Raw genomic sequence first — 18,800 nt, forward strand, 5'->3', positions numbered from 1 at the left:
CGGGCAGCCGCGTTCGGCCCGAAAGCCCGGTCAGGTTCGGGAACCCGCCCGGCTGATCCGTGCCAGTGAGGCTTCGACGTCCACCCGTTCGACCGGCCGGTTGTAGGGGAGCTTCGAGAGCAGGTGGACCATGGCGCAGGTGTTGGTGATCCCCGCGAAGGCCAGCCCGGCGCCGACGAACGCGGCCACGAACACGGCGGGGGTCCACCACAGGCTCAGCAGCGCCGTGACCAGCACGACCGAACCGGCGACGAGGCGCACCTGGCGGTCCAGGGCCCACCGTTCCGGGCCGTGCACGGCGGGACCGTCGGCCGCCGTCCAGGCGTTCAAGCCGCCGGTCAGCACCACGGCGTCGTCCAGTCCGGCGGCGGCCAGCCGCCGCCGCGCCTGTTCGGCGCGGGGCCCGGACTGGCACACCAGGACGACCTGCTCGGAGGCGTCCCGGGCGACCCGACCGGCGTGTTGGTCCAGCTCGCCCAGCGGGAGGTTGACCGCCCCGGGGATGTGCGCGCCCTCGAACTCGGCGGGGGTGCGCACATCCACCAGGAGCGGGGCCGACCCGCTGTCGAGCCTGGCTCTGACGGTCGCTGCGTCGACGGACTCGATCATGTGTGTGTGACTCCAGGAGGGGAGAAGGGGTAGTCGACAGCTTTGGTAGGAATTCTACCCCCCGGGGTATGTGACGTGCTTGCCACCCATTCCGGGAATACCCCCCGCCACGGAGTTCGGCGCCTGGTCAGAGCGTGGGCAGGTACCTCTGGAGTTCGTACGGGGTCACCTGTCGGCGGTAGGAGTTCCACTCCGACTTCTTGTTGCGCAGGAAGAAGTCGAAGACGTGCTCGCCCAGCGTCTCGGCGACGAGCTCGCTGTTCTCCATCAGGCGCAGCGCCTCGTCCAGGCTCTGCGGCAGCGGCTTGATGCCCAGCGCGCGGCGCTCGGAGTCGGTGAGGGCCCAGACGTCGTCCTCGGCGCCCGGCGGCAGCTCGTAGCCCTCCTCGATCCCCTTCAGCCCGGCGGCGAGGATCACCGCGTAGGCCAGGTAGGGGTTGGCGGAACTGTCCAGCGAGCGGATCTCGATCCGGCTGGAGTTCGACTTGCCGGGCTTGTACATCGGAACGCGCACCAGGGCCGAGCGGTTGTTGTGCCCCCAGCAGATGTAGGCCGGGGCCTCACCGCCCATGCCCGCCGAGGCGGCCGGGTCGTCCCAGATGCGCTTGTAGGAGTTCACCCACTGGTTGGTGACGGCCGCGATCTCGTCCGCGTGTCGCAGCAGTCCCGCGATGAACCCGCGCCCGACCTTCGAGAGCTGGTACTCCGCGCCCGGCTCGTAGAAGGCGTTGCGGTCACCTTCGAACAGCGACAGGTGGGTGTGCATGCCCGAACCCGGGTACTGCGTGAACGGCTTCGGCATGAAGGTGGCGTACACGCCCTGCTCCATCGCCACCTCCTTCATCACGAGCCGGAAGGTCATGATGTTGTCGGCGGTGGTGAGAGCGTCCGCGTAGCGCAGGTCGATCTCCTGCTGGCCGGGGCCGCCCTCGTGGTGGCTGAACTCCACCGAGATGCCCATGGCCTCCAGCATGTTGATCGCGTTGCGCCGGAAGTCGTGGGCGCTGTTGTGCGGCGTGTGGTCGAAGTAGCCGCCCGAGTCGTTGGGCTCGGGGAACTCCCCGTGCTCGGGGAACTTCTTGAGCAGGTAGAACTCGATCTCGGGGTGCGTGTAGAAGGTGAACCCGAGGTCGGAGGCCTTGCCGAGCTGGCGCTTGAGCACGTGCCGGGGGTCCGCCGGTGACGGCGAGCCGTCGGGCATGAGGATGTCGCAGTACATGCGCGCGGTGCCGTGCGGCTCGTTGCGCCATGGCAGCACCTGGAACGTGGACGGGTCGGGCTGGGCGAGCATGTCGGCCTCGTAGACCCGGGCGAAGCCCTCGATGGCGGAGCCGTCGAACCCGATGCCCTCAGAGAAGGCGGCCTCCAGTTCGGCGGGTGCGACCGCCACGGACTTGAGGTACCCGAGCACGTCGGTGAACCACAGCCTCACGAACCGGATGTCGCGCTCCTCCAACGTGCGGAGCACGAATTCCTGCTGTCGATTCACGATCAAACCTCCTCGATGCCGGTCGGTCCCGGCCCGGTCCGCGCACGTGAGCCGTGCCGGGAACGATCTCCCGGGGCCAGTCTGCCGTGCGGATATTTCCGGGGCATTTCCGCACACGCCAGCCAGCCTGCCCGGACCTCCCCCGCACAGGCATTATGACCGCTGAACCGGGAGGTTCGGGACGAGCTGGGCCAGTCCGAGTTCGCGCGCACGCGCCCCGGCCGTCGCGCGGTTGGGCACACCGAGCTTGCCCAGGATGTTGGACACGTGCACGCTCGCCGTCTTCGGGCTGATGAACAGCGCCTCGGCGATGGCCGCGTTGGTCGCGCCCGAGGCCAGAAGCCGCAGCACCTCGGTCTCCCGGGCGGTGAGCCCGGCGGGCGCGGGCGGTGGCACGGACCCGCCGGACAGGCCCGTCCCGAGCCTGCGCGCCAGGTCCTCGGCCGCGCGGGCCAAGGGTGACGCACCACACGCGGCGGCCGTCTCGTGGACCATGCGGGTCAGCTCCACGGCACGCGACCGTTCCCCGGCGGCGATCCGGGCCTCGGCCTCGCGCAACCGGGCCCGTGCCCGGTGCAGCCGCATGGGGGTGGCGTCCCAGGCGGTCACCGCGGCGGCCCACGACGCGGCCAGGGCCGGGGCCTCGGTCCCCCCGGCCTCGGCCAGCAGGAACCGCACGGTCGCCGCGTACGCCGGTCGGACCAGACCGTTGAGCGGGAGCTTCCCCGCGACGGTGCCGACCAGCCCGCCCACCAGCCGGGCCGTCTCCCCGTACTCCGCCCCTGCGCGGGCCCGCTCCGCGCCCAGCCGGGCGGCCTCGGCCATCTGTTCCAGCAGCGGCCACGAGTACCCCGGAGAACGCTCCAGGGCCGCCTGCTCCAGGACGTCCCGGGAGAGGGACAGCGCCTCGGCCAGGTCACCCTCGGCCAGTGCGGCGTCCAGCAACCCCGTGGTGCGCAGCTGAACGATGTCCATCCGGTGCGCGTCCAGCATGGAGCGGTCGCCACTGGGCCCCGCCTCGGCCCGCGCCGCGACCACGTCTCCCATGGCGGCCGCCGCCCGCGCCTCCACCGCCTGCATGTAGTGCTGGTGTTTGCGGTCGCCCAGATTCCTGCTCAGGTAGTGGCGGTAGACCTCCCGGCTCTGGCGGAGTTCTCCTGTCTCGAAGAGGATCTCGGCCCGGTTCTGGTGGTTGAAGGACCGGTGGAAGGGCGCCCAGCTCAGTGCCTCGTGCCGGGCGAGGGACTCCTCCAACACGCGCAGGCCCTCTTCGTGGTGACCGAGTTCACGCAGGAAGTGGCCCAGGTTCCCTGCTCCGCGCGCCTCCATGTAGGGCTCACGCAGCTCCATGGCCTCCGCCATGCCCCGTTCCACCAGAGGGCGCCCGTGTTCGACGTCACCGTCGCGCATGCGGACCCCGCCCAACGTGATCCGGGCGTCGGCCGCCGCGCACCGGTCGGAGCGGCTGCCGCCGTCGGCCGCCTCGATCGCCAGTTCGGCCAACGTGCTGGAGCCGCGCCCGGTGTCGTTCAGTTCCTGGAGGATCCGCCGCGCGGGGGTCGGCTCCCGGTCCTCGCGGAGCATGGCGCTCTCCCGGGCGAGGATGGCCAGGAGCTGGCTGTACTCCGGCATGTGCGGCGGGTGCAGTTCCAGGGCCCGCACCAGGTCGTCCAAGCCGCCGCCGCGCATGTTGGTGGAGCGGGCCTGCCCGCGCTTGCGCAGCAGGATCGCCCGTGTCGCTAGGGTCACGTCGTCGTCGGCGTCCTCGGGCAGGGTCGCCAGCGCCTCGTCGACCAGCTCCAGCGCGCGCCGGTGGCGGTCGGCCGAGATCGCCGCGCTCGCGGCCTGGCTCACGACCTCGGCCCAGCTGTGCCCCTCCACCCGGTCGCTGGGGTCGGGTACCCGGTCCCACAGGGCCAGGACGCGGTCCAGCATGCCCAGGCGTTCGCCGAAGGCGAGCGTCTTGCTGGCCTGGACGGCCGCCCGCCAGGCGGCCTCCATGGCCCGGGGCAGGTCCTGCGCGGCGTGGTAGTGGTGGGCCTGCTCGGCGGCGCGGCGGTCCTTGGGGACCGCGTCCGGGTACTCGTCGATGAGCTGCGCGTAGCGCAGGTGCAGTCGGGAGTGCGGCCCGGGCAGGATCTCGTGGTGCACGGCGTCGCGCAGCAGCGCGTGCCGGAACCGGTAGCCGGTGCGATTGGGCCGCAGCACGTTGGAGTCGACCAGGGTGTGCAGGGCGGCCTCCAACTCACGCTCGGGCAGGTCGACCGCGTGGTGGAGCACCTCGTGCTCGATACCGTCGGCCACGGCCCCCACCGCCGCCACGCGCAGGACCGACAGCGTGGTCTCGTCGAAGCGGCGCACCGGTTCCAGCAAGAGGTCGCGGAAGTGGTCGGGCAGGTCGGGGTCGTCGTCGGAGGGGCAGGTCTCGGCGGTGGCCAGCGCCTCCACGAACAAGGGGACGCCCTCGCTGCGTCGGAAGAGCGTGTCCAGGGCGTCCTGGTCCAGTTCCTCGCCCCGGATCGCCGTGGCCTGGGCGCCCACCTCCTCCCGGGTGAACGGCTCCAGCACGATCCGGCCCACGCACGGAAGGCGTTCGAGCTGCGGCAGGAGCCGCCGCAACGGGTGCGTGCGGTACAGGTCGTCACTGCGGTAGGTCGCGATGACCTGGATCCCGGGCCGGGAGAGGTTGCGGGCGAGGAAGACCAACAGGTCCCGGGTGGCGCCGTCCGCCCAGTGCAGGTCCTCCAGGACGACGGTGACCCCCGCCTCGCCGGCCACCTGCTCGAACAGGCGCAGCACCTGCTCGAAGAGGATGCCCCGGTTCTCCCGGTGGTCGGCGGAGGGCTCGCCGAGCTCGGGGAGGAGCCGGGCGAACTCACCGGTCCCGCCCGGTGCGGCCGCGTCGAAGGGGGGACGCCCGCGTTCGCGCAGGATCTGGCGGAGCACGGCGGTGAAGGGGGCGTAGGACAGGCCGTCCACGCCCAACTGCAGGCAGGCGCCGACGAACACCGTCCCGGCGGGCCGGGTGGCGGCGAACTCGGAGACCAGGCGGCTCTTGCCGACCCCCGCGTCCCCGCCGACCAGCAGTGTCTCCGGCGACCCGGTGCGCACGCGTTGGGCCTGGTCTGCCAGGAGACGGAGGTGGTCCCGGCGGCCGACGAAGAGGGGACTGGTTTCGGAGAACAGGGGCATAGCGCTCATTATGCTCGCCGTGGACGCGGGCGCTCCTGGTTTTCCCTGGGTTCGTTCCGCGCTTCGGCCTTCTGGAGGCGGGCGCGGCGGCTGAGCTCGGCCTGGCGCAGGCGTTCGTCGCTGAGCGCCCGGGCGGTGGCGGCGCGCAGGTCCTCGAAGGTCATGGTGGTGGTTCCTCTTCCTCTGGGTCAGCGGGTGCGCGGGAGCCGTTGGGCGCGCTCCTCGCGGAGCCGGGCGCGGGCCTGCGCCCGGGCCCGTCGGACCGCGCTGCCCTGCTCGCTGAGGCGGACGGCCTGTTCGGACAGGCGGCGGCTGTCCTGGATGGGCTCGAAGAACACGGCGTTCCCTCCTGCTGTGGGGCCGAACCCGTGTCCCGCCCCGATGACCTCCACGATCCGGCTAAGAACGGACCGGGCGCATCGGTAGGAATCAGCGGTTCCCCGCCCGGCCCGGGGGATGGCGTCCTAAGACGGGTGAGAACCGCCCTAAGCGCCGCGCGAGCACGGCCGATTCGCCAAACGCCCCGGCACTTCCTTGACTCCGGGGCCCTGAGCCGGACAAGTGTGTGAGGTGGCCGGTCGTCTCCCGCGGGGGGCTGCCTGACCGGCCCCAATGGCGAATCTCAGGAGGGCGTGGGATGACTCGGGTCGCTTGCGGGACCGACCGACGGGGCGCGTTCGGGCGAAGGGCCGGAGGGATCGGCGCGGGGCTGCTCGCGGCGGTGCTGTGCTCGGCCCCCGCCGTCGCGGACAGCGGTGGGTTCGGGGACGCCGACGCCGTGCGGCTGTCCCTGTCCGGGGTGGCCGAGTCGCCGCTTCCCGGCGAGGAGGTCGTCTACCGGGCCACCGTGGTCAACGGCGCGGGGCTGGAGGTGGAGAAGGGCCTGCTCGCGCAGCACGTGCCCGAACCCCTGACGGTCCAGGAGGTGGGCGAGGGCGGGATCGTCGAGGAGGGCGTCGCCAACTGGCGGGTGGACCTGCCGGAGGAGGGCGAGGGTGTGTACACCGTCCGGGTCCGCGTGGCTGAGGACGCCGAGGCGGGGGAGCGGGTGGTGAGTACGGCCTGCCTGCTGCTGGACCGGGACGCCGAACCCGCGGCCTGTGCGAGCGACACCCTCCTGGTCGGTGATCCCACGGTGCTCTCACGGGTGGGGGATCTGGTGGACCGGGACGGAATGGTCCGCGCGGTGGGCGTGGGGGTGCTGATGCTGCTGGTCTGGCTGCTGTGGCGGCAGTGGGGCGCCTCACGCCGAAGCTGACCGGGTGGGTGTCTGATTTGTTACGTCATGGCGTCAGAAAGACGGGAGCTTCAACTACAACGCGTAGTAGTGTGCGGGTATGGACATCCTTTACTCCGCGCTCGTGTTCCTGCACATGATCGGCCTGGCCGGGATCATCGCCGGTTTCCTCATGCAGCTGATGACCGACAACGTCAAGGCCACCAAGGTGCTGCTGCACAGCGCCCTGCTCCAGTTCGTCACGGGCCTGCTGCTCGTCGGCGTGGCCGAGATGGCCGACATCGGCGAGCTCAACCACGTCAAGATCGGCGTGAAGCTCGTGATCGCCCTGGCCGTGGTGGTCGTCGGTGTGCTCAACCTGCGCAAGCCCGCGAAGAACCTGGCGATCATCGCCGGGGTCCTGGCCATCGTCAACATCGGTGTGGCGGTCTTCTGGTAGACGCCCGCCCGACCCGCCCGCACGGGTCTGCCGCCGGTGGCGGTCCGGAGTGCTCCGGACCGCCACCGGCTTTTTTCGTCTGGAAAATCTTGCAGCTCCTTTCGTCCAGATCAGAGCCGCGTTTTCGCCATGTGTGCGTGTGACCCACCGTTCACGCGGTGTTCACAGGCCGGGGATGGTCTGTTACCTTCGTCACCTCAATGCAAACTCTTGCGGAAACTGCAAGAGAATGCAGCACCTCCCCCAAGGAGCGCACATGAGAACACCCCGCGTCGGCGCCCTCGCCGGAGCGGCCCTGCTGGGAGCCGCCCTGCTGGCGGTCCCCAGCCCGGCCGCCACCCAGGACGCCGAGCCCGTCTCCGCGCAGAACCCCGCCCAGAACGGCAACGGGGACACCATCGTCCACCTCTTCCAGTGGAACTGGGACTCCGTCGCCGCCGAGTGCGCCGACTTCCTCGGCCCCGCCGGATACAGCGGCGTCCAGGTCTCCCCGCCCCAGGAACACGTGGTCGTCCCCTTCTCCGAGGGCGGCAACCACCCCTGGTGGCAGGACTACCAGCCGGTCTCCTACCGGATCGACAACACCCGGCGCGGCACCGCCGAGGACTTCCAGGAGATGGTCTCCACCTGTGCCGACAACGGCGTCCGGATCTACGTGGACGCCGTCATCAACCACATGACCGGCCCGGCCGAGGGCACCAGCACCGGCAGCGCCGGGACGGAGTGGCAGCGCTACGAGTACCCCGACCTGTTCGGGGACGGCACCGCCGCCTACTCCTACGACGACTTCGGCCCCTGCTACGACACCATCGAGAACTGGAACGACAAGGACGAGGTGCAGAACTGCCAGCTCCTCGACCTGGCCGACCTGGACACCGGCTCCCCGCACGTCCGTGACCAGATCGTCCGGTACCTGAACGGCCTCGTCGCCATGGGAGTCGGCGGCTTCCGGGTGGACGCCTCCAAGCACGTCCCCGAGGACGACATGGGCGCCATCGTCGGAGCCCTGGACGAGGTCCCCGGATTCGGCGGCGCCCCCCGGGTGTTCCACGAGGTCTACGGGGACCAGACGGTCCCCTACACCGCCTACACGCCCTACGGGCAGGTCACCAACTTCGACTACAAGCGCTCCGTCGCCTCGGCCTTCGCCAACGGCGACATCGCCGGGCTCACCGACATGCCCGACCACGGCGGCCTCACCTCCGAGGAGGCCGTGGTCTTCGTCGACAACCACGACACCCAGCGCTACGAGCCCACCCTCACGTACGTGGACGGCGACCGCTATCACCTCGCCACCGCCTTCATGCTGGCGCACCCCTACGGCACCCCCGTGGTGATGTCCAGCTACGACTTCGAGGGCAACGTGACCGAGGGCCCGCCCAGCGTGGGCGAGCAGGACGGCAACCCCGCCGGGTGGATCACCGATGACAGCGACTGCTCCGACTCCGCGTGGGTCTGCGAACACCGGAACGAGGCCGTCAGCGGCATGGTGGCCTTCCGCGCGGCTGTGGACGGCGCCGGCCTGACCGAACGGGCCCGGGAGGGCTCCTCCCGCGTGGCCTTCGACCGCGGTGCGGCCGGGTTCGCCGCCTTCAACGCCTCGGGCGGGTCCTGGTCGCTGACGGCTCCGACCTCGCTTCCGGACGGCGAGTACGAGAACGCCTCCGGCTCCGGAACCGCCACGGTGTCCGGGGGCCAGGTCACCGCGACGGTCCCCGCTGACGGCGCCCTGGCGCTGCACGTGGGCGGCGAGTGCGAGCAGGACTGCGGCGGCGGCGATCCGGGCGATCCGGGCGAGCCCGGTTCCCCCGACACCCTGACCGCGACCGTCGAGACCCAGTTCGGCCAGGAGGTGTACGTGGTCGGCTCCACCCCCGAGCTCGGTTCCTGGAACCCGGCGAACGGCGCTCCGCTGAGCACCGACGCGTCCACCTACCCGCAGTGGTCCGGGAGCGTCACCATCGGTCCCGACACGGAGTGGAAGCTGGTCCGGGTCTCCCCGGGCGGCGGCGCGGACTGGGAGCCCGGTGACAACCGGGTCGGCCCGGCCGCCGCCGTCACCTGGGGTCAGCGCTGAGACCACCGGGCACCCCCGTGCTCGCGGGGGTGCCCGGCCCGGTTCAGCCCGCCGACGCGTCCTCCAGCGGCGCTGGGCAGGTCCCGCCGGGCTCCACCGTGAGTTCGTAGTGCCACACCTCGTTGGCGTAGGTCTGGCAGAGCCCGAACCTCGCACCGTGCTCGACGAACCAGTACGCCGCGTCCGTGCGCCCCACGTCCACCGCCGACCCCGTCACGTGCGAGGAGTCCTCGGGGGAGGCCACCCACCGGGCCGCCTCCTCCTCGGTCCCGTACACCTGCACCGCGGACTCCAGCAGGTACCGCTGGTAGCGCTCGCTGCGCCACCCGCTGGTCACCAACACCTCGATCCCGGCCTCCTCCAGCGCCGCTTCGGCGGCCGCGCGCACCGCCGCCAGCAGGTCGGGCTCCAGCTCGGACAGCGCGGGCACGTCGTCAGTGGGATCCAGGCCGCCGCCCTCGGGAACGAATCCGTCCTCGTGGCCCAGCGGGGTCAGCCGTGTCACCGGCAGGTCCCGCGCCCACGACTTCCCGGGGCCCGCCCCGTTCGCACCGGAGGCCGCGCAACCCGCCAGGGCCACCACCGCCAGGGCGGCCGCGGTCGTCAGAACGGTCGTTCGAAAGCGCATGGCACGTCCCTCCTCCGTGGGCCGAACCCCGTGCTCGGCACCGAAGAGCCCAGGTCACCAGGGCGGGTGTTGCGCGGATGTGTGCCGCCGGGCCAACACTTTCGCAACACCCCGCCTGCCTAGACTGGGTCGCCGACCTAGGGACGGGGGAACCGCATGCGCGTGCTGGTGGTCGAGGACGAGGTCTTCATGGCCGAGGCCCTCCAAGCGGGGCTGCGCCAGGAGGCCATCGCCGCCGACGTCGCCCTGGACGGCGACGCCGCGCTGGAACGGATCGGGGTCAACGACTACGACGCGGTCGTCCTGGACCGGGACCTCCCGGGCACCCACGGGGACGAGGTGTGTGCCGTCATCGCCCGCGACCACCCCGGCACCCGGGTCCTCATGCTCACCGCCGCCGCCCGACTGCGGGACAAGGTGGACGGCTTCTCCCTGGGCGCCGACGACTACCTCACCAAACCGTTCGCGGTCGAGGAGCTGGTCATGCGCCTGCGCGCGCTGGCCCGCAGACCAGCGGCCACGGTCCAGCCGGTGCTGGAACGGGCCGACCTGCGCCTGGACCCCTACCGCCAGGAGGCCCACCGTAGCGGCCGTTACGTCCGGCTGCCCCGCAAGCAGTTCGCCGTCCTCGAACTGCTCATGCGGGCGGACGGGGGAGTGGTGAGCGCGGAGACCCTCCTGGAGAAGGTCTGGGACGAATACGCCGACCCCTTCACCAGCGCGCCCCGGGTCACGGTGTCCCAGCTGCGCCGCGCCCTGGGGGAGCCGGACCCCATTGTGACCGTGCCCGGAGTGGGTTACCGCCTGGTCGACACCGGGGAGGGGAAGTGAGCGACGGCGGGGTGCGGGTCAGCGCCCGCCTGCGCCTGACCCTGGGCTACGCCGGGTTCCTTGTCGTGGCGGGTCTGGCGGTACTGGTCGGGGTGTACGCGGTCCTGCGGTACGTGCCCGACTATCCGCTCACCGCCGCCAACCCCGGCGACCTGGGGCAACCCATCGCGGCTCGCGGGCAGATCCTGGAGGCCGTCGTCCGGATGTCCGCGGGCGTCCTGCTGGTGCTGGCGGTGATCGGGCTGGTCGGCGGCTGGATCCTGGCCGGGTGGGTCCTGCGCCCCCTGAACCGGATCAACGACGCCGTCCTGATCGCCGCGACCGGCAGACTGGGTCACCGGGTCGCCCTCTCCGGCCGCAACGACGAGTTCCGGCAGCTCGCCGACGCCTTCGACCACATGCTGGACCGCCTCCAGGACGCCTTCGAGGCCCAGGAGCGGTTCGCCGCCAACGCCTCGCACGAACTCCGCACCCCGCTGGCGGTCAACGCGACCCTCCTGGACGTGGCCCGGCGCGACCCGGAGGGGCAGCACTACCCGCGCCTGCTCGAACGGCTCGACCTCACCAACGCCCGGGCCATCGGCCTCACCGAGGCGCTGCTGCGGCTGGCCGACGCCAACGCCGTCACCGCGGTGTCCGAACCCGCCGACCTCGCCGAGATCGCACGCGGGGTCCTGGTCGAGGGCGAGGAGGAGGCACGGCGTCGCGGCGTCCGGTTGGAGCACGGGCTCACCCCGGCCCCGACGGTCGGCGACACCGCGCTGCTCACCCAGCTCACCGAGAACCTGGTGCGCAACGCCCTGTGCCACAACACCCCGGTGGAGGGGACCACAACCACCGCCCGGGTCACCACCGGCCGCGACCAGAGCACCGGTGACACCGTCCTGAGGGTGGAGAACACCGGGCCCGTGTACACACCGGAGACCGCGTCCCGCCTGCACGAACCCTTCCTCCGTGGCGCGGGACGCATCGGGTCCGGACCGGGACACGGCCTGGGCCTGGCCCTGGTGGCGCGGGTCGTGCGCGTGCACGGCGGCACCCTGGACCTGCTCCCACGTGGGGCCGACCAGGGGGGAGGGCTCACCGTCACGGTCACCCTCCCCGCCCGCGACGCCCGTCAGTCGTCGTAGAAGGCCCGTTCCATCACCGCGCGAGCCCGGCGCGTGGTCCGCAGGTAGGCCTCGGTCAGCTGTTCCGCCGGGCCCTCCGGCTCGGGACCCTCCGCCACCGTGTCGTCCTCCTCGGCACTCTCGCCGTCCGCGTCGGCCCCGTCCTCGTCGCCGAACCCCATGGCCTGGGCCAGCGCCGCACGTACCCGCAGGTCGTGCGGGATCGAGTCGCCGCCCCGGCCGCGCACCAGCATCACCATGCCGCGCACCCGCGAGGCGAGCCGCCACGACCGCTCCAGCACCACGCCGTCGTCGGCGGCCAGGAACCCGTGCGCCACCGCCACCGCCAGGGCGGGCAGGGTCTGCGGGGTACGTAGGTCCGGGTACTCGTGCGCGTGCCGCAGCTGCACCAGCTGCGCCACCCACTCCACGTCGGACAACCCGCCCCGGCCCAGCTTCGTGTGCAGGGTCGGATCCGCCCCGCGCGGCAGCCGCTCAGCCTCCATCCGCGCCTTGAGCTTGCGGATCTCCAGCACGGAGGCGCGGGACACGCCACCCTCCGGGTAGCGGATCGGATCGATCAGCGCGACGAACGCCGAACGCAGCCCCTCGTCCCCGGCGATCGGCCGTGCCCGCAGCAGCGCCTGGCTCTCCCACACCTGGGACCAGCGCCCGTAGTAGGCGGCGTAGGAGTCCAGGGTGCGCACCACGGGCCCGCTCCTGCCCTCGGGGCGCAGGTCCGTGTCGATCTTCAGCGGGGGCTCGGCCTGCGGCATCTCCAGCAGTCGGGCCAGCTCCCGCACGATCGCCATGGCCTGCTTGGTGGCGGCGCCCTTGTCGGCGCCCGGCATCGGGTCGTGCACGTACATCACGTCGGCGTCGCTGGCGTAGGTCAGCTCCCCGCCGCCGAACCGACCCATCGCCACGACGCAGACCCGGGTGAGCTCCTCGCCGCCGGACTCGGCCACCACCTTGGTGTAGGCCGCGCGCAGTGCGGCGTCGATGGTGACCGCCGCGATCCCCGTGAGGGCCCGGCCCACCTCCTCGACCGAGCACACCCCCAGCAGGTCGGCGGCGGCCGTGCGCAGCAGTTCCCGGCGGCGCAGCGCCCGCACCGCGGACACCTTCTCCTCCGGGGTGTCGTAGCGGCGCAGGGCCGCGTCGGCCTCGGCCATCAGCGACCGCGTCTCCCTGCGCCGGAGGTCGGCGTCGTCGCCCAGCATGGCCACCGCCTCGGGGGCGCGCAGCAACAGCTCGGTCACGTACCGGCTCGTGCCCAGCAGCCACGCCATCCGCTCGGCCACCCGGACGTCGTCCCGCAGCAGCCGCAGGTACCAGGGAGTGGTGCCCAGGGCGTCGCTGACCTGCCGGAACCCGAGCAGCCCGGCGTCCGGGTCGGGGGAGTCCGCGAACCACCCCAGCATCACCGGCAACAGCGTGCGCTGGATGGCCGCCCGACGGGACAGCCCCGACGTCAACGACTCCAGGTGGCGCAGCGCCCCGCGCGGATCCACGAACCCCAGCGCTCCCAACCGCTCCACGGCCTGGTCGGCGGAGAGCCGGATCTCGTCCTCGGGCAGGGCGGCCACCGCGTTCAGCAGCGGACGGTAGAAGAGCTTCTCGTGCAGGCGGCGCACCTCCGCTGACACCCGCTTGCGGGCGCCGGTCAGCTCCCGTACCGAATCGGCGGTGAACCCCAGGGCCCGACCCAGCTGCCGCAGCCGCGATGGGCCGTCCGGGGCCTGGGGGTCGGGCATCAGGTGGGTCCGGCGCAGCCGCTCCAACTGCAGCAGGTGCTCCACCCGACGCAGGAACCGGTAGGCGTCGGAAAGTCCCGCCGCGTCCCGCCGCCCCACGTATCCGTACTCCGACAGCGCCGCCAGCGCCTGGAGGGTGTTGCCCGACCGCAGGCGCTCGTCCGAACGCCCGTGCACCAGCTGGAGCAGCTGCACGGAGAACTCGATGTCGCGCAGGCCTCCCGGGCCCAGCTTCAGTTCGTGCTCGGCCTGGCCCGCGGGGATGTGCGCCACCACCCGGCGGCGCATGGCCTGCACGTCCTCCACGAAGTCCTTGCGCCCGGAGGCCTCCCACACCAGCGGCGCGATCGCCTCTGCGTACTGGCGGCCCAGCCCCTCGTCCCCGGCGATCGGCCGGGCCTTGAGCAGCGCCTGGAACTCCCAGGTCTTGGCCCAGCGGTCGTAGTACGCCAGGTGTCCGGCCAACGGCCGAACCAGCGGACCGTTGCGGCCCTCCGGACGCAGCGCCGGGTCCACCTCCCACAGGGTGCCCTCCGCGTCGGTCTCCGACGGGACGCGCATCATCGCCGTGGCCAGCCGCGTGGCGGCCCTCTGGGCCTCCTGCTCGTCGGCGGGCACGCCGTCCTCGTCCAGGGCGGGTTCGGCCACGAACACCACGTCCACGTCGCTGACGTAGTTCAGTTCGCGCCCGCCGCACTTGCCCATGCCGATCACGCTCAGACGGCACAGCGCTGCGTCCTCGGGGGACTCCGCACGGGCCACCGCCAGCGCCGCGTCCAGGGTCGCCGCCGCGAGGTCGGCCAGCTCGGCGGCGACCTCGTCCACGGTGTTCACCCCGGTCAGGTCGCGCCCGGCCAGCCGCAGCACACGGCGCCGGTAGGCCACACGCAGCGTGTGCCGCAGCACCGCCGAGGGTTCGTCGTCCCCGCCCAGCCCCAAGGAGAGGTCGGCCACCGGGGAGGGATCGTCGGGCCGCGCGCCGACGGTGTGCATCAGCCCCCGGCGCAGCTCCTCCCGGTCCGGGGTCCGGGCGGCGTCGGCCCCGCGCAGCTCACGCCAGTCGCCGGGGTGGCGCACCAGGTGGTCGGTGAGCGCCGGGCTGACCCCGAGGACACCGCACAGGCGGGTGCGCAGGTCCCGCTCCTCCCGCAGGGCCGCGCGCACCTCCTCCGGGTCCGGGGCGGCCTCCAGCAGTCGGAGCAACCCCAGCAGCGCCTGGTCCGGGTCGGCCGCGGCCGCGAGGGCGCCGATCACCTCGGTGTCGGCCAGGGTGTCCAGCCCCGCCTCCTCCACCAGCCGCACGGCCCGGGTGCTGTCACTGAAACCGCGTCGAGCGAGCGCGCCCGCTGTCATGTTGGTTCTTCCGTCCCTTGCCACGCGTCAACGGTAGCCGCATCGGGGAACCATGCCCCGGAACCGGGTCGGGGCCGGTACCCGAACTGGATACCGGCCCCGAAGGGTGTCGCTAGATGTCGTAGTACAACTCGAACTCGCGCGGGTGCGGACGCAGGCGCAGGGAGTCGATCTCCTCGGTGCGCTTGAAGTCGATGTAGGTCTCGATCAGGTCCTTGGTGAAGACCCCGCCCTCCAGGAGGAACTCGTGGTCGGCCTCCAGGGCCTCCAGAGCGGCGTCGAGGGACGCCGGGACGGTCTCGATCGCGGCGGCCTCGGCCGGGGGCAGCTCGTACAGGTCCTTGTCGACCGGCTCCGGCGGCTCGATCTTGTTCCGGATTCCGTCCATGCCCGCCATCAGCATGGCCGAGAAGGCCAGGTACGGGTTGGCCGAGGGGTCCGGCACCCGGAACTCGATGCGCTTGGCCTTCGGGTTGGACCCGGTGAGCGGCAGGCGGATGCAGGCCGAGCGGTTCCGCTGGCTGTAGACCAGGTTGATCGGGGCCTCGTAGCCCGGCACCAGGCGGTGGAAGGAGTTCACCGTCGGGTTGGTGAAGGCCAGCAGCGCCGAGGCGTGCTTGAGCAGACCGCCGATGTAGTAGCGGGCCGTGTCCGAGAGCTGACCGTAGCCGGCCTCGTCGAAGAACAGCGGGGCGCCGTCCTTCCACAGGCTCTGGTGGCAGTGCATGCCCGAACCGTTGTCGCCGAAGAGCGGCTTGGGCATGAACGTGGCGGTCTTGCCGGCCTCGTTCGCGACGTTCTTCACGATGTACTTGTACAGCTGGACCTTGTCGGCCTGCTCGAGCAGCGTGCCGAACCTGATGCCGATCTCGGCCTGCCCGGCGGTGCCGACCTCGTGGTGCTGGAGTTCGACCTCGATACCGGAGTCGATCAGGGTCCGCACCATGTCGGAGCGCAGGTCGCTGTAGTGGTCGACGGGCTCGACGGGGAAGTAGCCGCCCTTGAAGCGCGGACGGTAGCCCCGGTTGCCGCCCTCGATCGCGGAGCCGGTGTTCCAGGCGCCCTCGATCGAGTCGATCTCGTAGTAACCGGTGTTCGCGCGCGTCTCGAACTTGACGTCGTCGAAGATGTAGAACTCGGCCTCGGGGCCGAAGAAGGCGGTGTCGGCCACGCCCGAGCCCTTGAGGTAGGCCTCGGCCTTGCGGGCGACGTTGCGCGGGTCGCGGCTGTACGACTCCAGCGTGAGCGGGTCGTGGACGAAGAACGTCATGTTCAGCGTCTTGTGCTTGCGGAACGGGTCCAGGACGCCGGTGCTCAGGTCGGGCAGGAGCAGCATGTCGGACTCGTGGATGGCCTGGAAGCCGCGGATCGAGGAACCGTCGAACATCTGGCCGTCGGTGAACGTGGACTCGTCAACGTTCTCGACCGGGAGGGTAACGTGGTTCACGCCTCCGAACAGGTCCGTGAACCGGACATCGAGGAACCTGACGTCCTCGTCTCGGATGTAGGCGAGAACCTCTTCGACGCTGCTGAACAAAACGGAACCTCCGTGCAGATAGCTGAGACGGCGGGTTCGCGGGCCGCACCATCGCGGCCATGTCGAACCACGCGCCGTCTCCCGGCCTCGTCATCGAAGCTAGGAGCGCGTGATTTCCACGCCGTGTCTCGATTGTTTCCTGCATGTTACGGAGCCGGTCGCGCGCATTGGCCAGTGGTCCCGTAACGGTGATTCCGCCTGTTTCAGGGCGAAACCTGGACACCCGAATCTTTCGGAGTGACCGGGGACACACCCTCTCCCGTGGCACGTCACAGCGCTCGCGCGGGCCCGCGCGCGGAGGGTGACGTGGGGCGGATAACGTGAAAAACATGAGCGACAAGAGCCGGAGCGGCGCCCCCACGGTCTCCGAAGACGACTTCCGTTACCGCGGCAACCGGTTGGGTCTGCCCGAGAGCGGGAGCGGTTCGGTGCCCGGCGTCATGCGCCGCCTGGTCGGCCTCGCCCTGGACTGGGGCATCTCCGCGATGCTGGTGTGGGTCGCCATCAGCCTCGGGCTGGTCGGCCAGGAGCTGGCCGCCGCCGCTGCCGCCGGGGGAGACCCCGAGGCCATCGCCCTGACCAACTTCACCACCCTGTCCACTCTGGTGGTGTTCGCGGCGATGAACCTCGTCCTGCTCACGCTGTTCGGTACCACGATCGGGCGACGACTCGTCGGGGTCGGCATCAGTGGAACCGGCGAGCGCTCCTGGCCCTGGTTCGCCTCCATGGCGGTGCGCACCCTGCTGTTGTGCCTGGTGATCCCGGCCGTGGTGTACGACCGCGACACGCGGGGCCTGCACGACCGCGCCGCCGGAACCGTCGCGACCCGCTACTGAGCGAACACGGGCCGTACGCACCCCTGCGCGCGCTGTGCGCACGCGCGTGCGCACCCGTGCCGAGCTGCTGTTAGCATCCGTTCACGGCGTTTCCGCAGGGACCCCCGCGACCTCGGGCCGTGTACCGCCTCTCGACGCCCGCCGCTCCGGCGGGCGCGCCGCCCGGACACGCCCTGGCTGCCCTGACCCCGCCCCCCTCTAGGTCTCCTCGCACCCTCGAAGGTTCGCATGGCTGGAAGACGCTCCGCCCCTCGCAGCTCCGGTGCCCTGGGCACCTCCCGGCTGTCCGCCGCACAGTGGGTCGCGTGCGTCGTGACCGCGCTGGCGATCATCGCCAGCCTCGGAAGTTACGGCTGGTACCAGGGCCTGATCGGCAACATCACGACCGCCCAGGTCGACACCGACGAGTGGGACCGGCCCACGAGCGTCGAGGGTGTCATGAACATCCTCATCATCGGCTCGGACGTGCGCTCCGGCGAGAACGCCGAGTACGGCGAGGTCGAGGGCGCGCGGCCGGACACGATGCTCATCGCGAGCATCAACGTGGACAACGGCGCCGCCACCCTGGTCAACCTGCCCCGCGACCTCATGGTCGACCTGCCCGGCTGCGAGGCCGTTGAGGGCTACGAGGGCATGCAGCCCCAGCAGGGCATGATCAACTCGGCCATGACCTTCGGCGGGGTGGGCTGCCAGTGGAACGCGGTCGAGCAGGTCACCGGCGTGCACCTGGACCACTTCCTGATGATGGACTTCGTCGGCTTCAAGGACATGGTCGACGCCATCGGCGGGGTGGAGATGTGCATCCCCGAACCGATCGACGACCCCAAGGCGCACCTGGTGCTGGACGCCGGACTCCAGAGCCTGGACGGCGAGGACTCGCTCGGCTTCGTGCGCTCCCGCTACTCGCAGGGCGACGGCAGCGACCTGTCGCGGATCGACCGCCAGCAGGAGTTCATGGGCGCCATGCTCCGCGAGGTCCTCAGCAGCGAGGTGATGACCAGCCCCGTCACCATCACCCGCTTCCTCGGAGCCGTCACCGAGTCCATCACCACCGACGAGGAGCTGACGGTCGACACCATGGCCGACATCGCGATCTCCATGCGCGAGGTCGACCTGGACCGGGTCCAGTTCGTCACGGTTCCCAACGGCGCCCACCCGGCCGACGAGAACCGCATCATCATGAGCGACGCCGCCCCGGCCCTGTTCGAGGCGATCAACAACGGCGAGGACCTGGGTGGCGGCGACGACGGCGACAGCGACAGCGACGACACGTCCGAGGACGTCTCGGTGGAGCCCGGGGACGTCGCCGTCGAGGTGGTGAACAACACCGGGATCGGGGGACTGGCCCTGGAGATCCAGGCAGTGCTGGTCCAGGAGGGTTTCGTGGTCACCGGCGTCGGCAACCCCGAGGTCCGCGCGCCCGAGCTCACCACCGTCTACCACGGGCCGGGCGACGAGGCCGCGGCCAAGCTGCTCGCGGACAGTCTCACCAACGCCCAGACGGAGGAGGCCGAGGGCCTGGAGCAGACCCTCGAACTGGTCGCGGGGTCCGACTGGGAGGGCTTCGGGGGTTCCTCCTCCGAGTCCGACCTGTCCATCACCGACGACCTCGGCGGCGTCACCGCCGAGAAGCAGGAGAGCGCCTGCTAGGTGGCAGTCCTACGGGGGTGCCTCATCGGGGGCGCCCCCGTTTCCGTGCGCGGGGT

At 71.4% G+C, this 18,800-nt stretch carries 15 protein-coding genes; 7 read left to right on the forward strand and 8 right to left on the reverse strand.

Going from position 1 to position 18,800, the window contains the following annotated elements:
- Positions 1-30: 30 nt before the first annotated feature.
- From KBX21_RS15240 to KBX21_RS15260, 5 genes are all read right to left on the reverse strand, one after another.
- On the reverse strand, positions 31-609 hold the full coding sequence (locus KBX21_RS15240) for a rhodanese-like domain-containing protein (RefSeq protein ID WP_210842302.1): 579 nt from the start codon (positions 607-609) through the stop codon (positions 31-33).
- Between the two features lie 127 nt (positions 610-736).
- The gene (locus KBX21_RS15245; protein WP_026129641.1) at positions 737-2,098 is read right to left on the reverse strand and encodes a glutamine synthetase family protein; all 1,362 of its coding nucleotides are present in this window, start codon (positions 2,096-2,098) and stop codon (positions 737-739) included.
- A 153-nt stretch (positions 2,099-2,251) separates the two neighbouring features.
- The gene (locus KBX21_RS15250; RefSeq protein WP_210842303.1) at positions 2,252-5,299 is read right to left on the reverse strand and encodes a helix-turn-helix transcriptional regulator; all 3,048 of its coding nucleotides are present in this window, start codon (positions 5,297-5,299) and stop codon (positions 2,252-2,254) included.
- A complete protein-coding gene (locus KBX21_RS15255; RefSeq protein WP_199776652.1) occupies positions 5,299-5,454 on the reverse strand; it encodes a hypothetical protein in 156 nt (51 codons plus the stop codon). The genes KBX21_RS15250 and KBX21_RS15255 overlap by 1 nt, the downstream gene beginning before the upstream one ends.
- A 24-nt stretch (positions 5,455-5,478) precedes the next feature.
- Entirely contained in the window at positions 5,479-5,628 is a 150-nt protein-coding gene (locus tag KBX21_RS15260) for a hypothetical protein (RefSeq protein ID WP_156208144.1), read from the reverse strand.
- A 299-nt stretch (positions 5,629-5,927) separates the two neighbouring features.
- Here KBX21_RS15260 and KBX21_RS15265 point away from each other — a divergent pair, with 299 nt between their 5' ends.
- The 3 genes from KBX21_RS15265 to KBX21_RS15275 all read left to right on the forward strand — a co-directional run bounded on the left by KBX21_RS15265 (position 5,928) and on the right by KBX21_RS15275 (position 9,043).
- Positions 5,928-6,548 (forward strand): hypothetical protein, encoded by a 621-nt coding sequence (locus KBX21_RS15265; RefSeq protein ID WP_210842304.1) that lies wholly within the window; start codon positions 5,928-5,930, stop codon positions 6,546-6,548.
- A 79-nt stretch (positions 6,549-6,627) separates the two neighbouring features.
- The gene (locus KBX21_RS15270; protein ID WP_049577983.1) at positions 6,628-6,966 is read left to right on the forward strand and encodes a hypothetical protein; all 339 of its coding nucleotides are present in this window, start codon (positions 6,628-6,630) and stop codon (positions 6,964-6,966) included.
- Positions 6,967-7,222: 256 nt separating this feature from the next.
- Positions 7,223-9,043, forward strand: coding sequence for a carbohydrate-binding module family 20 domain-containing protein (locus tag KBX21_RS15275; protein ID WP_210842305.1), 1,821 nt, complete (start codon positions 7,223-7,225; stop codon positions 9,041-9,043).
- Between the two features lie 43 nt (positions 9,044-9,086).
- Here KBX21_RS15275 and KBX21_RS15280 read toward each other — a convergent pair whose 3' ends face one another.
- Positions 9,087-9,671, reverse strand: coding sequence for a M15 family metallopeptidase (locus KBX21_RS15280; protein ID WP_210842306.1), 585 nt, complete (start codon positions 9,669-9,671; stop codon positions 9,087-9,089).
- 156 nt (positions 9,672-9,827) lie between these two features.
- Between KBX21_RS15280 and KBX21_RS15285 the strand changes: the two genes are divergently transcribed.
- Together KBX21_RS15285 and KBX21_RS15290 are read left to right on the forward strand one after the other, a co-directional pair.
- On the forward strand, positions 9,828-10,502 hold the full coding sequence (locus KBX21_RS15285; RefSeq protein WP_210842307.1) for a response regulator transcription factor: 675 nt from the start codon (positions 9,828-9,830) through the stop codon (positions 10,500-10,502).
- The gene (locus KBX21_RS15290) at positions 10,499-11,632 is read left to right on the forward strand and encodes a HAMP domain-containing sensor histidine kinase (protein WP_210842308.1); all 1,134 of its coding nucleotides are present in this window, start codon (positions 10,499-10,501) and stop codon (positions 11,630-11,632) included. The genes KBX21_RS15285 and KBX21_RS15290 overlap by 4 nt, the downstream gene beginning before the upstream one ends.
- Here the strand turns inward: KBX21_RS15290 and KBX21_RS15295 are convergent.
- Together KBX21_RS15295 and glnA are read right to left on the reverse strand one after the other, a co-directional pair.
- On the reverse strand, positions 11,620-14,721 hold the full coding sequence (locus tag KBX21_RS15295; RefSeq protein ID WP_210842309.1) for a bifunctional [glutamine synthetase] adenylyltransferase/[glutamine synthetase]-adenylyl-L-tyrosine phosphorylase: 3,102 nt from the start codon (positions 14,719-14,721) through the stop codon (positions 11,620-11,622). The genes KBX21_RS15290 and KBX21_RS15295 overlap by 13 nt on opposite strands.
- Before the next feature lie 112 nt (positions 14,722-14,833).
- Positions 14,834-16,258, reverse strand: coding sequence for a type I glutamate--ammonia ligase (gene glnA, locus KBX21_RS15300; RefSeq protein WP_049578808.1), 1,425 nt, complete (start codon positions 16,256-16,258; stop codon positions 14,834-14,836).
- A 329-nt stretch (positions 16,259-16,587) separates the two neighbouring features.
- Between glnA and KBX21_RS15305 the strand changes: the two genes are divergently transcribed.
- Positions 16,588-17,094 carry an RDD family protein gene (locus tag KBX21_RS15305; RefSeq protein ID WP_049578810.1) on the forward strand — a complete coding sequence of 169 codons (507 nt, stop codon included), beginning with the start codon at positions 16,588-16,590 and terminating at the stop codon, positions 17,092-17,094.
- A gap of 228 nt (positions 17,095-17,322) precedes the next feature.
- Positions 17,323-18,744 (forward strand): LCP family protein, encoded by a 1,422-nt coding sequence (locus KBX21_RS15310; RefSeq protein ID WP_049578812.1) that lies wholly within the window; start codon positions 17,323-17,325, stop codon positions 18,742-18,744.
- Positions 18,745-18,800 lie beyond the last annotated feature (56 nt).

Source organism: Nocardiopsis sp. B62 (genome assembly GCF_018070675.1).
In the GTDB taxonomy this organism is placed as follows: domain Bacteria; phylum Actinomycetota; class Actinomycetes; order Streptosporangiales; family Streptosporangiaceae; genus Nocardiopsis; species Nocardiopsis prasina.

Coding starts and splice junctions, on each gene's coding strand:
- KBX21_RS15285 (WP_210842307.1), top strand. CDS start 9,828: ATGCGCGTGCTGGTGGTCGAGGACGAGGTCTTCATGGCCGAGGCCCTC.
- KBX21_RS15265 (WP_210842304.1), top strand. CDS start 5,928: ATGACTCGGGTCGCTTGCGGGACCGACCGACGGGGCGCGTTCGGGCGA.
- KBX21_RS15250 (WP_210842303.1), bottom strand. CDS start 5,299: ATGAGCGCTATGCCCCTGTTCTCCGAAACCAGTCCCCTCTTCGTCGGC.
- KBX21_RS15255 (WP_199776652.1), bottom strand. CDS start 5,454: ATGACCTTCGAGGACCTGCGCGCCGCCACCGCCCGGGCGCTCAGCGAC.
- KBX21_RS15305 (WP_049578810.1), top strand. CDS start 16,588: ATGAGCGACAAGAGCCGGAGCGGCGCCCCCACGGTCTCCGAAGACGAC.
- KBX21_RS15310 (WP_049578812.1), top strand. CDS start 17,323: ATGGCTGGAAGACGCTCCGCCCCTCGCAGCTCCGGTGCCCTGGGCACC.
- KBX21_RS15275 (WP_210842305.1), top strand. CDS start 7,223: ATGAGAACACCCCGCGTCGGCGCCCTCGCCGGAGCGGCCCTGCTGGGA.
- KBX21_RS15240 (WP_210842302.1), bottom strand. CDS start 609: ATGATCGAGTCCGTCGACGCAGCGACCGTCAGAGCCAGGCTCGACAGC.
- KBX21_RS15280 (WP_210842306.1), bottom strand. CDS start 9,671: ATGCGCTTTCGAACGACCGTTCTGACGACCGCGGCCGCCCTGGCGGTG.
- KBX21_RS15270 (WP_049577983.1), top strand. CDS start 6,628: ATGGACATCCTTTACTCCGCGCTCGTGTTCCTGCACATGATCGGCCTG.
- KBX21_RS15295 (WP_210842309.1), bottom strand. CDS start 14,721: ATGACAGCGGGCGCGCTCGCTCGACGCGGTTTCAGTGACAGCACCCGG.